Genomic DNA, 12,187 nt, shown 5'->3' on the forward strand with positions numbered 1-12,187 from the left:
GGACACCGGGGGCTCGCCAGAAGGCAAGGCGGATCAGCCGTCGTACGGCTCGGCCTTGAGGATCTTCACGGAGGCCGGCTTGCCGTTGGGCAGCTCGTACTGCGCGTCCTCGCCGACCTTGTGGCCGATGACGCCCGAGCCCAGCGGGGACTGCGGCGAGTAGGTCTCGATGTCCGAGCTCGCGTACTCGCGCGAAGCGAGCAGGAAGGTCAGCGTGTCGTCCTCGTCGCCGTCGAACGCGATCGTGACGACCATGCCGGGGGCCACCGCGCCGTTCGCGGCCGGGGCCTCGCCCACCTTGGCGCTTTCGAGCAGCTGGGTCAGCTGGCGCACGCGGAGCTCCTGCTTGCCCTGCTCCTCCTTCGCCGCGTGGTACCCGCCGTTCTCACGGAGGTCACCCTCCTCACGGGCCGCGGCGATCTTGGCAGAGATCTCGGTGCGCGCAGGACCAGTAAGGTATTCAAGCTCCTCCTTGAGCTTGTTGTACGCCTCCTGGGTCAGCCAGGTGACGTTCTCGCTGGTCTGGGTCACGGGTGCTCCTCGTTGGTACTGGGAATACAAATCAACGCCCTACCCAGAAGGATGTTCCTTCACGGAAGGGCGAAACCACGAGCCTAACAATTCAGTGGCCAAAGGGGGAGGACATAAGCCGCTAGAATCCCGTCATCGCAGGTGGGAGCCCATGGATTCGCGCTGGCGTTCGCCGTCGGGTCACTCCGGGTGGCAGCCGAGCAGCTCGGCCGTCGTGCCCGCGGCCTTGGTCCGCAGCGTGACGACCTTGTCGATGCGGGTGGCGTCCCCGTCGAAGCGGAAGTCGGCGCGACCGACCTCGTCGCCGTCCTCCGCCTGGGAGCGCACCGTGCAGTAGCCGGTGACACCGGCGTCCTTGCGGACCTCCAGGTGCACCTGCACCGAGTCCTCGGCGAGCTCGAAGCCGATCAGCTCGCCACTGATCTTGTTCTGACCGACGTAGTGGTAGCCGAACCAGCCGATCACGGCGAGCAGGACGGCACCGAGCACCGCGCCGACGACCTTGAGCGTGCGGTCGGCCCGCTCGTCCGAGGAACGGCCGTAGCGGCCCTCGGGCCTTCGCGTCGTGGCCGTGCTCATGATCGTCCTCTCGGCAGGAGCCGGTCTTCCCGGGCCCCGGAATTATTCGGCTCCCGATTCGGTCACTATAGAAGCCTCCGATTGCGCCGATGCACACGGGCGCCGACTGACCCGAGGATTGAGTCTTGACTGACCAGCTGCGACTGATGGCCGTCCACGCCCACCCCGACGACGAGTCGAGCAAGGGCGCGGCCACCATGGCGAAGTACGTGTCCGAGGGGGTGGACGTGCTGGTGGTGACCTGCACGGGCGGGGAACGCGGCTCCATCCTCAACCCCAAGCTCCAGGGCGACCCGTACATCGAGGAGAACATCCACGAGGTGCGCCGGAAGGAGATGGACGAGGCCCGGGAGATCCTGGGCGTCAAGCAGGAGTGGCTCGGCTTCGTCGACTCCGGGCTGCCCGAGGGCGACCCGCTGCCGCCGCTGCCGGACGGCTGCTTCGCCCTGGAGGACGTCGACAAGGCGGCCGGTGAGCTGGTGCGGAAGATCCGCTCCTTCCGGCCCCAGGTGATCACCACCTACGACGAGAACGGCGGGTACCCGCACCCCGACCACATCATGACCCACAAGATCACGATGGTGGCGTTCGAGGGCGCGGCCGACACCGAGAAGTACCCGGAGGCCGAGTACGGCACGGCGTACCAGCCGGTGAAGGTGTACTACAACCAGGGCTTCAACCGCCCCCGCACCGAGGCGTTGCACCACGCGCTGCTGGACCGCGGTCTCGAGTCGCCCTACGGGGACTGGCTCAAGCGGTGGTCGGAGTTCGAGCGCAAGGAGCGCACGCTCACCACGCACGTGCCCTGCGCGGACTTCTTCGAGATCCGAGACAAGGCGCTGATCGCCCACGCCACGCAGATCGACCCCGACGGGGGCTGGTTCCGGGTGCCGATGGAGCTCCAGAGGGAGGTCTGGCCCACGGAGGAGTACGAGCTGGCGAAGTCCCTCGTCGATACCTCCCTCCCCGAGGACGACCTCTTCGCGGGCGTCCGGGACAATGCCTGACATGAGTGCAAGCGCAAGCCTGGCAATGACGCACCTCGTCACCCTCGCCGAACTCGACGAGGACAAGGTCACCCCCGGTGTCCTCGGCTTCATCGTCTTCGCGGTGATGGCCCTGGCGGTGTGGGCCCTGATGAAGTCCATGACCCGTCACATGGGCAAGGTCGACTTCAAGGAGGCCCCGGACCCCGAGACCCGGGCCGCCGACGGCGAGCAGGCGAAGCCCAGGCCCTAGCGACGGCCGGGGGGCGGCACCCCCGGTCACGAGCGGGCCGTCACCGCCACTCCCATGACCTCCCGGGCCTGGCGGTTCGGGACCATGCCCAGGCGCCAGGCCTGCCAGCCGGACTCCAGCTGGACGCCGCGTTCCAGGAGCAGCTGGTACGCGTCGACGTACTCGTCGAGCTTCGTGTCCCGTGCCGGGTGCCCGGCGCGGGACAGCTGGGCCAGCTCCTCCTGCGCCACCGCCGTGCCGATCTCCACCCCGCCCGGGGCCGCGTACGGCAGCAGCGTGCAGCGCAGGAAGCGGGCCCAGTCCTCGCCCCGCCGGTCGCCGTACGCGGCGAACAGGGCGGCGGCCTCGTCGCACAGCCCCAGTGCCTGCGGCGTACGGGCGTTGCCCGCGTCCACCACCGCCAGCTCCAGGCAGGTCCACGCCTCGCCGTGGCCGACGCCGATGCGCTGGAAGTCGGCGCGCGCGTCCACCAGGAGCTGCCGGGCGAAGCCGGAGTTGCGCAGCGAGCCGGTCTGCGCCGCGCGCTGGTCGCGGGTGACCCGCGCCGAGTGGTGCCGCGCGCAGGCCAGGCCGTACACGTCCCGCATCCGGGAGAACATGGTGCGCGAGCGTTCCAGCTCGCGCACCGACTGGTCCAGGTCGCCGGTCTCCTCCAGCGCCTGGCCCACGTAGTAGACCGTCCACGCCTCGCCGCGGGCGTCCTCGTTGTCCCGGTGCCGGGCCGCCGCGCGCCGCAGCTCGTCGACCGCCTCCCAGGCCTCCCCGTCCACCAGCCGGGCCCGCGCCAGCTGGGTCAGCGCCCAGGCCTCGCCGCGGGCGTCCTGGGTCCGGCCGTACAGCTCCAGGGCCGCACGCAGGTCCGACTCCGCGTGCGGCACGTCGCCCATGCGCAGGTGCAGCTGCCCGAGCTGGAAGTGGGCCCACGCCTGCCCGTGCAGCGACTCGCCCGCCCGGTGCAGCACCAGTGACTCGGTGAGCAGGTCCAGGGCCTCCGCGAGCCGGGCCCGGTCGCGCTGCACCGCCGCCAGCGCGTGCAGCGTCCACGCCCGGTCCGTGTCCAGCTCGGGCGGGGCCTGGAGGTCGAGGGCCTCCCGCAGCTTCGCCGCCGCGTCGGTCAGGTTGCCCTGGTGGTGCAGCGTGATGCCGAGCGAGCACAGGGCACGGGCCGCGCCCGCGTCGTGATGCGCCTCCCGGTACAGGTCGACCACGGAGGCCAGCGTGGTGCGCGCCTTGTCCAGCTCGCCGAGCTGCCGGGCCGCGATGCCGGTGCGCCACTGCACCGAGCGCACCAGCAGCCCCTGGTCCACGGACTGCGCCAGCTCGCTGATCTCGCCGAGCCGGTAGAGGTCGCCGCGCAGCAGGCAGTAGTCGCACAGCGCGCCCAGCAGGTTCAGCACCGCGCCCTGGTCGACGCCCTCCGCGTGCCTGAGCGCCACCGTGATGAAGCTCGACTCGTCGTCCAGCCAGCGCAGCGCCTCGTCCAGGGACGTGAAGCCGTACTGCCCGAACTGGTTGGAGCGGGTCGACATGTTGCCGTCGACCAGGCGCAGCACCGAGTCGGCCAGCTCGCCGTAGTTGGCGATCAGCCGCTCCTGCGCCGCCGTCCGCTCGCCGGGCTCCTCCTCGTCGGCGAGCCGGGCGCGGGCGAAGGCACGGACGACGTCGTGCAGCCGGTAGCGGCTGCCCCGGACGTGGTCGAGCAGGCCCGCCCGGGACAGCGCCGTCAGCTGCTTGGTCGCCTCGGTCTCGTCCGTGGCCAGTAGCGCGGCGGCGGCCGCGGCCCCCATCGAGGTGCGGCCCGCGAGCGCCAGCCGGCGCAGCAGCCGCCGGGCCTGCTCCGGCTGGTCGGTGTAGCGCAGCCACAGCGCGCGCTCGACCGGCTCCACCGGTCCGTACGCGCCCAGGTCGGCCGCCAGGGCGCGCGGCGAGCGCGGGCCGATCGACGACCCGGCGACCCGCAGCGCCAGCGGCAGCCCGCCGCACAGCTCCCGGATCCGGTCGCTGGAGTCGGCGTCGTACGGCCCCGTGGAGTCCTGTGCGGCGGCGCTCAGCAGTTCCTCGGCGCCCGCCGCGTCCAGCGCCTCGACGGGCAGCGCGTAGACGTGCGCGGGCAGGTCGGGCGGCAGCGCCAGCGGCTTCCGCGAGGTGACCAGCACCAGGCTGTCGGACCGCTCCGGCACCAGGGTGCGCACCTGCTCGGGGTCCGCGGCGTCGTCCAGGACCACGGTGACCGGTACGCCCGTCAGATGCTGGTGGTACAGCTCGCTCAGCCGCTTGACCTGCTGGTCCGCGGAGGAACGCTCGCGGAAGAGCAGCTGTTCGCGCGGCGCCCCGAGCCGGTTGAGCAGATGCAGCAGGGCGTCCCGGGTGTTGAGCGGCGCCTCGCCCCCCGACGCGGCGCCGTCGCCGCGCAGGTCGACCAGGCAGGCCCCGCGGAAGTAGTCGCGCAGGTCGTGGACGGCGCGCACCGCGAGCGTCGTTCGGCCGCTGCCGGGCGCCCCGTGCAGCACCACCACCGTCGGCTTCGTCTCGGTGCTCGCGCGGGCCGCCTGCACCCACTGCCGCAGCTGGGCCATCTCCCGGCGGCGGCCGGCGAACGCCTCGTCCGGCTCCGGCAGTTGACCGAACGACTGCTCCAGCGCGCTGCGCCCCCGGGCCGCCGCGCTCTTGTCGGCGCCCCGCAGTTTCGGGCCGGTCTTGGCCGGAGCGGTGGACGCGGCGAGCATCCGCTGCTGGTCCAGGAAGGGCCGGATGCCGCGCACCTCCAGGGCGGTGAGCCACTGCAGCCGCAACTGTTCGGGCCCGCCGGGCTGGCTGACGGCCCCGGCACGGTGGTGGGCGGCCGGCAGGTGGGACCCGACCACCTTCAGCACGGTCGCCGCGGCGCCGACGACGCCGACGGCCACGCCCGCGCCCACCGCGGTGCCGGTGCCGGTGCCGAGCGCCACGTCGGCCACCACCGCGGCGACCGCCGCGACGGCGGCGACCAGCAGGGGAGTGCCGGCGCCCTCACGGGCGTACCGCTGCCGGAACGTGAGCTGCCCGGCCGCCGCCTCGTCGAGGGCCTGGGTGTAGGCGTCGTACTCCTCGGCGGACGTGCCCGCCATCGCGTCCAGTGCCGCGCGGGCCCGGGAGAGCAGGACGTTCCCGTCCGTGCGTCCGCCCGAGCGGCGTACCTCCTCCTCCACGGCCCGCCTCAGCAGCCCCTCGGCCTCTGCACGATGACTGTCCCGCATGTCGCGCCCCCTCCGGCGGCATCCGCGTCCTCCCGGGTGCCCCGGCGACCCCAGGAGCCCCAGGGACCTCCCGGCCCCATCCCCGGGTCCTTCCCCGGTTGTGCGTGGGTCAAGTGTGCTGCGTTGGGGAGAGCCTGGGGAGGGGGCGGTTCGGGAGCGGGCCGCCGCCCGGCTTCCGGGCGGCGGCTTCCGGGCCGTCAGTCCGAGGTGACGGAGTAGAGGAACAGCCGCTCACCGTAGAGGTCGTGAAGCCAGAGGCGACGGTTCTCCTGTGCCTTGCGCAGACGCAGGTTGTCGAACCGGGAATCCTCGCCGGTGGCCGAACGGACGCTGACCTTGACGCGCTCGACGCACCAGGGCGGATTGCTGCCGGCCTTGGCGAAGCGGATGTAAGCGGGGGCGAGTTCGAGGTCCTCGGTGTCGAGCTGGGGCTTGCGGGGGTCGTTCCACTCCGCGTCCGACACGGGGACGTTGGTGAAGCCCGGTTCGCCGTCGTCGGAGCCGCCCTGTTCCCCGAGGACGAAGCAGGTCTTCGCTCCTTGGGCGAAGTAGTCGTTCCCGCTGCCGGGATCGAGGCAGAACTCACGGCCTGCGATGGACAGGTAGATCCAGCTGTCCGTACCGGCGCCCTGGACGTTGGCGGTCTCGATCCATACGCGGATCTGGGTGATGTCACTCATGGGTACTGCTCTTCCTGTTCGGGGACGGGGTGCCGCCCCGGTCGTTGAGGACGGGGTGTGTCCTCGCGGACGCCCGGTTGTGGAGGGCGTTCCGTACGGACGGTATCGCCGCAATCGCGATGAGTAATCGGACGAGTGCGGGGTGTGATGGTGTGCGGTGCCGGTGAGGTCGTACGACCGTCGTGCGCGTCCCGAGCCGTACGCGGGCGCGCGAGCGGCGTCCTCGTGGCGGGTCCCTGAACGCGCGGGCGGTGCGCTTCCTCGTTCGGGTGAAGCGACCCCCGGGTGCCGCATCGCGCGCCGCCCGGGAGGGCAGCCGGGACGGAGGTGAACCCGGCTACAAGGAGCAGCGATGGCGAACGATCGGGCGGTCAACGCGTTTCTCAGTCTCCGGCTCCCCCCACCCCTGGTCGACGCCCTCGTCGCCCTTCAGGAGGCGCAGCGGGAACGCGTCGATCCGCAGGACCCGGACCGGATGCACGTCACCCTGGGCTTCCTGCACGACGCCGACGCCGGACGGCTGGCCGACGCGGCCGCGCTGTTGAGCGACGGCGACTGGGCCGCCCCGCGCGTCCGGCTGACCGGCGAGGTGCGGCACGGGAGCTGGCGGCTGCAGAAGGACCCCGCGTACCGCTACGACGCCCGCTCCGTCCAGCGTCAGGAGCAGGTGCGGCTGGGGATCGAGCACACGCCGGAGCTGGCCACCCTGTACACCGGCACCGTGCGGCGTCTGGGCATCGAGGAGGACGACTTCTGGCCGCATCTCACCCTGGGGCTTGCGAAGTACGACTTCCCGACGGAGGAGGCCGAGTCCATGAACCTGCCCTCCGTGACGGGAGCGGCCTCCGGTGTCGAACTGCAGCAGGAGATGTCCGTCACCGAGTTCAGGGTCCTCGTCGCCAAGCCCTTGGTGTGAACGGCTGGGCGTACGCCCGCGCCGGCAGCGGCATGACCGGCCGCTCGCTCACGCCGTCCCGAACCGACCGGGCGACAGCCCGCCACCTTCCGCACCCACCTGGAGTGTGCCTGGGCCCGGGTGGACCCGGAGCTCACGTGGTCGGAGCAGAGGTGGCGGACTCGATCAGATGGTCCACGACGTCGGTGATCCTGTGTCGCTCCCGGTAGGCCCGCCGCTGCCGGTCGGCGCCGTTCCCACCCGTGTCCAGGCGGGTGCGCGCGTCTCTCAGGAGCATCGACTCCGCTCCGTCCAGGGTGGGCAGGACCGTTTCCCAGAGCCGGTCGAGATGGGATGCGGTGGGCTCCAGGCGGTTCGTGCGCAGGTCGAGGCTGTGGCCGGCCAGGCCGTCACGGGCCGCACGCCAGCATGCCGCCCGCAGCACCTCCGGCTCGGGACGTTGCGCCTCCTGGTCGCGTCCCGGCCCGGACAGCCAGTGGATGGCCAGTCCCCTGACGGCCGCGGCGAGCAGCAGGGTGTCGTGGACGGTGTGGCAGGCGTCGGCGACCCGGATCTCGAGGGTCGGCACGTGGTGGGAGGGGCGGATGTCCCAGTACAGGCCGCCGCGGTCCATCACCGATCCGGTGGCCATCAGGTTGCCGACGAGGTCCTCGAAATGGCCCGGCGACTCGAGGTACGGGGGTGGTCCGGCCACCGGCCAGCGCCACCGGGTCAGGGTGCGCCAGCTGGCGTATCCGGTGTCCTGGGCGTCCCAGTAGGGCGAGTTGGCGGTCAGGGCGATGAGCGCGGGCAGCCGGCAGCGCAGTTGGTTGCTCAGGCGGAGCGCGGTCGCCAGGTCGGGCACTCCGATGTGCACGTGGCACGCGCACGCGGTCTGCTCGTGGTCCAGGGCGCGGAAGGTGGCGGAGCTCCGGGCGTAGCGAGGGCCCGGGGTCAGCGGCGGAGGGGTGTGCTGGCCCAGGACGGGGGTGCCGCTGGAGACGGCGCGCAGGCCGAGCCTTCTCGCCGCCTCCGCCACCGCACGGCGCGCGGCGGACAGCTGATCGCCGAGATCGGTCAGGCTGGTGTGCGGGTCGGTACGGATCTCGACCTGGTAGCGCGTGAGTTCGGTGGTGACCCGGTCGCCCAGTTCGGCGGCCGTCAACGCGACGACCTTGTCGGCCCTCGCGCTCAGGTGCCGGGTGACCGGGTCGACCAGCAGATACTCCTCCTCGACCCCGACGGTCAGCGGTAGCGGTCCGTGCGCGCCCCGAGGGCGGGCGGCGCCGGCGGTCGCCCGAGCGGTGCCCTGTGGCCACTTGTCGCTCTTCATGGTGAACAGCCTGACACGTAGAGTGAGCTGAGACTCCGTTGATCGCCCATCGATCCGTCTGGGGGAGTGCGTGCGGGAGGAAACCCAGGTACTCGTCGTCGGCGGCGGACCAGCGGGATCGACCGCCGCCTCCTTCCTGGCCCGGCAGGGCATCGCGGTCACCCTGCTCGAGAAGGACCGATTCCCCCGTTACCACGTCGGCGAGTCCCTGCTGCCCTCCCTGTTGCCGCTGTTGGACGCCATGGGGGCACGCGAGGCCGTCGAACAGCACGGCTTCGTCCGCAAGACGGGGGCCTTCTACGGCTGGGGCGGCCAGCAGTGGTCGCTGGGGTTCGACGAGCCCGGCCGGCCCGCCCCCTACAGCTTCCAGGTCGTCCGTTCGCAGTTCGACGAGCTTCTGCTGCGGCACGCGCAGCGGCAGGGAGCCGACGTCCGCGAGGCCACCTCCGTACGGCGCGTCCATCTCACGGACGACACGGCGCGGTCGGCCACCTGGACCACCGCCGACGGACACCGCGGCGAGATCGCCTTCCAGCACCTCGTCGACGCCTCCGGCCGCGCCGGACTACTGGCCACCCGCCACCTCCGCAGTCGCCGGTTCCACGACGTCTTCCGCAACGTGGCGGCGTGGGGCTACTGGCGGGACGCCCCGCCCCTTCCCGAGGCGCCCCAGGGGGCGATCGGTGTCTTCTCCCTGCCGGACCACGGCTGGTTGTGGGCCATCCCGCTGCACGACGGCACCCTCAGCGTCGGCCTGGTCACCGACAAGCACTCCTTCAAGGAGGCACGACGGCACACCGGCTCCACCGAAGCGGCCTACCACCAGGCCCTCACCCAGTCCCCCCTGCTCGCCCGCGTCCTGCGCGGGGCACGCCTGGTCTCGGACCTGAAGGTCGAAAGCGACTACTCCTACGTCGCCCAGCGATTCAGCGGCCCCGGCTACTTCCTCGCCGGTGATGCCGCCTGCTTCCTGGATCCGCTGCTGTCGACCGGGGTCCACCTGGCCATGTACAGCGCCACCCTCAGTGCCGCCTGCACCGCCGGACTGCTGCGCGGAGACGTCGGGAGCGATGCCGCCCACACCTTCTACGACACCGCCTACCGCCACGCCTACGAACGCCTCCTCATCCTGGTCAGCGCCTTCTACCGCATCCACGACGGCCGCAACGCCTACTTCCAGCGGGCGCAGACCCTCAGCCACCGCGACCAGGACCGACTGCGGCTGCACGAGTCGTTCCTGAACATCGTCACCGGCCTCGACGACCTGCACGACGCACAGCAGGGCGCCGCCTCCCTGCTGCAGCGGCGACTCGCCCGGCCGCGCACCGGACGGCAGCACGGACTGGCGGGCCACGGCACCAGCGACATGATGCCCCTGCCCACCACCGCCGACCACGCCGCGGGAGGCCTCTACCTGGCTCTCGACCCCCACCCCCGACTCCTGTCCGCGCACTGACCGTTCACAGTGTGCCGACCCCGCCCCGACCGCTCGTGGCCGCCACGACCGAACGGTGCCTCCGCGGAAGTCGATCTCGCATGCTGGGCCAGACTCCCCGATCATGCGACGATGCCGGGTATGAATCGCCTGGCTGATTCCCAGTCGCCCTATCTGCTCCAGCACGCCGACAACCCGGTGGACTGGTGGCCATGGGGAGAGGAGGCGATGGCGGAGGCAAGACGGCGGGACGTGCCGGTGCTGCTGAGCGTCGGCTACTCCGCGTGCCACTGGTGCCACGTGATGGCGCACGAGTCCTTCGAGGACGAGGCCACCGCCGCGTACCTCAACTCGCACTTCGTCAGCGTCAAGGTCGACCGCGAGGAGCGGCCCGACGTGGACGCCGTCTACATGGAGGCCGTGCAGGCGGCGACCGGGCAGGGCGGCTGGCCCATGACCGTCTTCCTCACGCCGGACGCGGAGCCCTTCTACTTCGGCACCTACTTCCCGCCCGAGCCACGGCACGGCATGCCGTCCTTCCGCCAGGTGCTCCAGGGTGTCCAGCAGGCCTGGGCGGAGCGGCGGGACGAGGTCACCGAGGTCGCCGGGAAGATCGTGCGGGACCTCGCGGGACGGGAGATCTCCTACGGCGACGCGCAGGCGCCCGGCGAGGAGCAGCTCGGGCAGGCGCTGCTCGGGCTGACCCGGGAGTACGACGAGCAGCGCGGCGGCTTCGGCGGGGCGCCGAAGTTCCCGCCGTCCATGGCCGTCGAGTTCCTGCTGCGCCACCACGCCCGCACCGGCGCCGAGGGCGCGCTGCAGATGGCGCGGGACACCTGCGAGCGGATGGCCCGCGGCGGCATCTACGACCAGTTGGGCGGCGGCTTCGCCCGCTACTCCGTGGACCGCGAGTGGGTCGTGCCGCACTTCGAGAAGATGCTCTACGACAACGCGCTGCTGTGCCGCGTCTACGCCCACCTCTGGCGCGCCACCGGGTCCGACCTCGCCCGCCGGGTCGCCCTGGAGACCGCTGACTTCATGGTGCGCGAACTGCGCACCGCGGAGGGGGGATTCGCCTCGGCGCTCGACGCCGACAGCGACGACGGGACGGGCCGGCACATCGAGGGCGCGTACTACGTGTGGACGCCCGCGCAGCTCACCGAGGTGCTCGGCGCCGAGGACGCCGAACTCGCCGCCCAGTACTTCGGCGTGACCGACGAGGGCACCTTCGAGCATGGTGCGTCCGTGCTGCAACTGCCGCAGCAGGAGGGCGTCTTCGACGCCGCGCGGATCGCCTCGGTGCGGGCACGGCTGCTGGCCGCGCGGGACGGCCGGGCCGCCCCCGGCCGGGACGACAAGGTGGTCGCCGCCTGGAACGGCCTCGCGATCGCCGCGCTCGCCGAGACCGGCGCCTACTTCGAGCGCCCCGACCTGGTGGAGGCCGCCGTGGCCGCCGCCGACCTGCTGGTCCGGCTCCACTTCGACGAGCAGGTCAGGCTCACCCGCACCAGCAAGGACGGCCGGGCCGGCGCCAACGCCGGGGTGCTGGAGGACTACGCCGACGTGGCGGAGGGCTTCCTCGCGCTGGCCTCGGTCACCGGGGAGGGCGTCTGGCTGGACTTCGCCGGGTTCCTGCTGGACCACGTCCTGACCCGCTTCACGGACGCCACGGGCTCCCTGTACGACACCGCCTCCGACGCGGAGCACCTGATCCGCCGCCCGCAGGACCCCACCGACAACGCGACGCCGTCGGGCTGGAGCGCCGCCGCGAACGCCCTGCTCTCCTACGCCGCCCACACCGGTTCCGAGCCGCACCGCACCGCCGCCGAGCACGCCCTCGGCGTGGTGAAGGCGCTCGGCCCGCGGGTCCCGCGCTTCGTCGGCTGGGGGCTCGCCGCCGCCGAGGCACTGCTGGACGGGCCGCGCGAGGTCGCCGTCGTCGCACCGGACGCCGCCGATGCCGCCGCGCGCGGACTGCACCGTACGGCGCTGCTGGGCACGGCACCGGGCGCGGTCGTCGCCTTCGGCGCGGAGGGGAGCGACGAGTTCCCGCTGCTGGCCGATCGGCCGCTGGTCGGCGGGGCGGCGGCCGCGTACGTCTGCCGGAACTTCACCTGTGACGCGCCGACGACCGATCCGGAGCGGCTGCGGGCCGCGCTGAACGGCTGAGGCGGCCCGTGCGGGGGTAGACGAAGGGTGGCGGGCGGACGCGTGCGGGCCCGCGGCGGGGCGGGCCGATCCGCCCGACGTCGCGTCCGC

Annotated in this window: 10 protein-coding genes; 5 read left to right on the plus strand and 5 right to left on the minus strand. The window is 72.4% G+C overall.

Annotated elements, in window-relative coordinates:
• Positions 1-33: 33 nt before the first annotated feature.
• Both greA and ACGF3J_RS05975 read right to left on the minus strand, forming a co-directional pair.
• Positions 34-531 carry a transcription elongation factor GreA gene (gene greA, locus ACGF3J_RS05970; RefSeq protein ID WP_125492249.1) on the minus strand — a complete coding sequence of 166 codons (498 nt, stop codon included), beginning with the start codon at positions 529-531 and terminating at the stop codon, positions 34-36.
• Positions 532-711: 180 nt separating this feature from the next.
• Positions 712-1,110, minus strand: a complete 399-nt coding sequence (locus ACGF3J_RS05975) for a DUF4307 domain-containing protein (RefSeq protein ID WP_161330629.1) — start codon at positions 1,108-1,110, stop codon at positions 712-714.
• Between the two features lie 146 nt (positions 1,111-1,256).
• Here ACGF3J_RS05975 and mca point away from each other — a divergent pair, with 146 nt between their 5' ends.
• Positions 1,257-2,117, plus strand: coding sequence for a mycothiol conjugate amidase Mca (gene mca, locus ACGF3J_RS05980; protein WP_161330642.1), 861 nt, complete (start codon positions 1,257-1,259; stop codon positions 2,115-2,117).
• 1 nt (position 2,118) lies between these two features.
• A complete protein-coding gene (locus tag ACGF3J_RS05985) occupies positions 2,119-2,349 on the plus strand; it encodes a hypothetical protein (RefSeq protein WP_393853527.1) in 231 nt (76 codons plus the stop codon).
• Between the two features lie 26 nt (positions 2,350-2,375).
• Here ACGF3J_RS05985 and ACGF3J_RS05990 read toward each other — a convergent pair whose 3' ends face one another.
• Complete coding sequence (locus tag ACGF3J_RS05990; protein ID WP_393853528.1) at positions 2,376-5,585, minus strand: tetratricopeptide repeat protein; 3,210 nt, start codon at positions 5,583-5,585, stop codon at positions 2,376-2,378.
• 197 nt (positions 5,586-5,782) lie between these two features.
• Positions 5,783-6,265: a hypothetical protein gene (locus ACGF3J_RS05995; protein ID WP_161330627.1), complete on the minus strand. Its 483-nt coding sequence runs from the start codon at positions 6,263-6,265 to the stop codon at positions 5,783-5,785.
• A 352-nt stretch (positions 6,266-6,617) separates the two neighbouring features.
• On the opposite strand from ACGF3J_RS05995, the gene ACGF3J_RS06000 reads away from it, so the two are divergent.
• Positions 6,618-7,181 (plus strand): 2'-5' RNA ligase family protein, encoded by a 564-nt coding sequence (locus ACGF3J_RS06000; protein ID WP_161330626.1) that lies wholly within the window; start codon positions 6,618-6,620, stop codon positions 7,179-7,181.
• Positions 7,182-7,314: 133 nt separating this feature from the next.
• Here ACGF3J_RS06000 and ACGF3J_RS06005 read toward each other — a convergent pair whose 3' ends face one another.
• Positions 7,315-8,493, minus strand: coding sequence for a glutamate--cysteine ligase (locus tag ACGF3J_RS06005; RefSeq protein WP_161330625.1), 1,179 nt, complete (start codon positions 8,491-8,493; stop codon positions 7,315-7,317).
• Positions 8,494-8,563: 70 nt separating this feature from the next.
• On the opposite strand from ACGF3J_RS06005, the gene ACGF3J_RS06010 reads away from it, so the two are divergent.
• Together ACGF3J_RS06010 and ACGF3J_RS06015 are read left to right on the plus strand one after the other, a co-directional pair.
• Entirely contained in the window at positions 8,564-9,949 is a 1,386-nt protein-coding gene (locus ACGF3J_RS06010; protein ID WP_161330624.1) for a tryptophan 7-halogenase, read from the plus strand.
• A 120-nt stretch (positions 9,950-10,069) separates the two neighbouring features.
• Positions 10,070-12,097 (plus strand): thioredoxin domain-containing protein, encoded by a 2,028-nt coding sequence (locus tag ACGF3J_RS06015; protein ID WP_393853529.1) that lies wholly within the window; start codon positions 10,070-10,072, stop codon positions 12,095-12,097.
• The last annotated feature ends 90 nt before the right edge of the window (positions 12,098-12,187 follow it).

It is taken from the genome of Streptomyces sp. NPDC048171 (assembly GCF_043202655.1).
GTDB lineage: Bacteria > Actinomycetota > Actinomycetes > Streptomycetales > Streptomycetaceae > Streptomyces.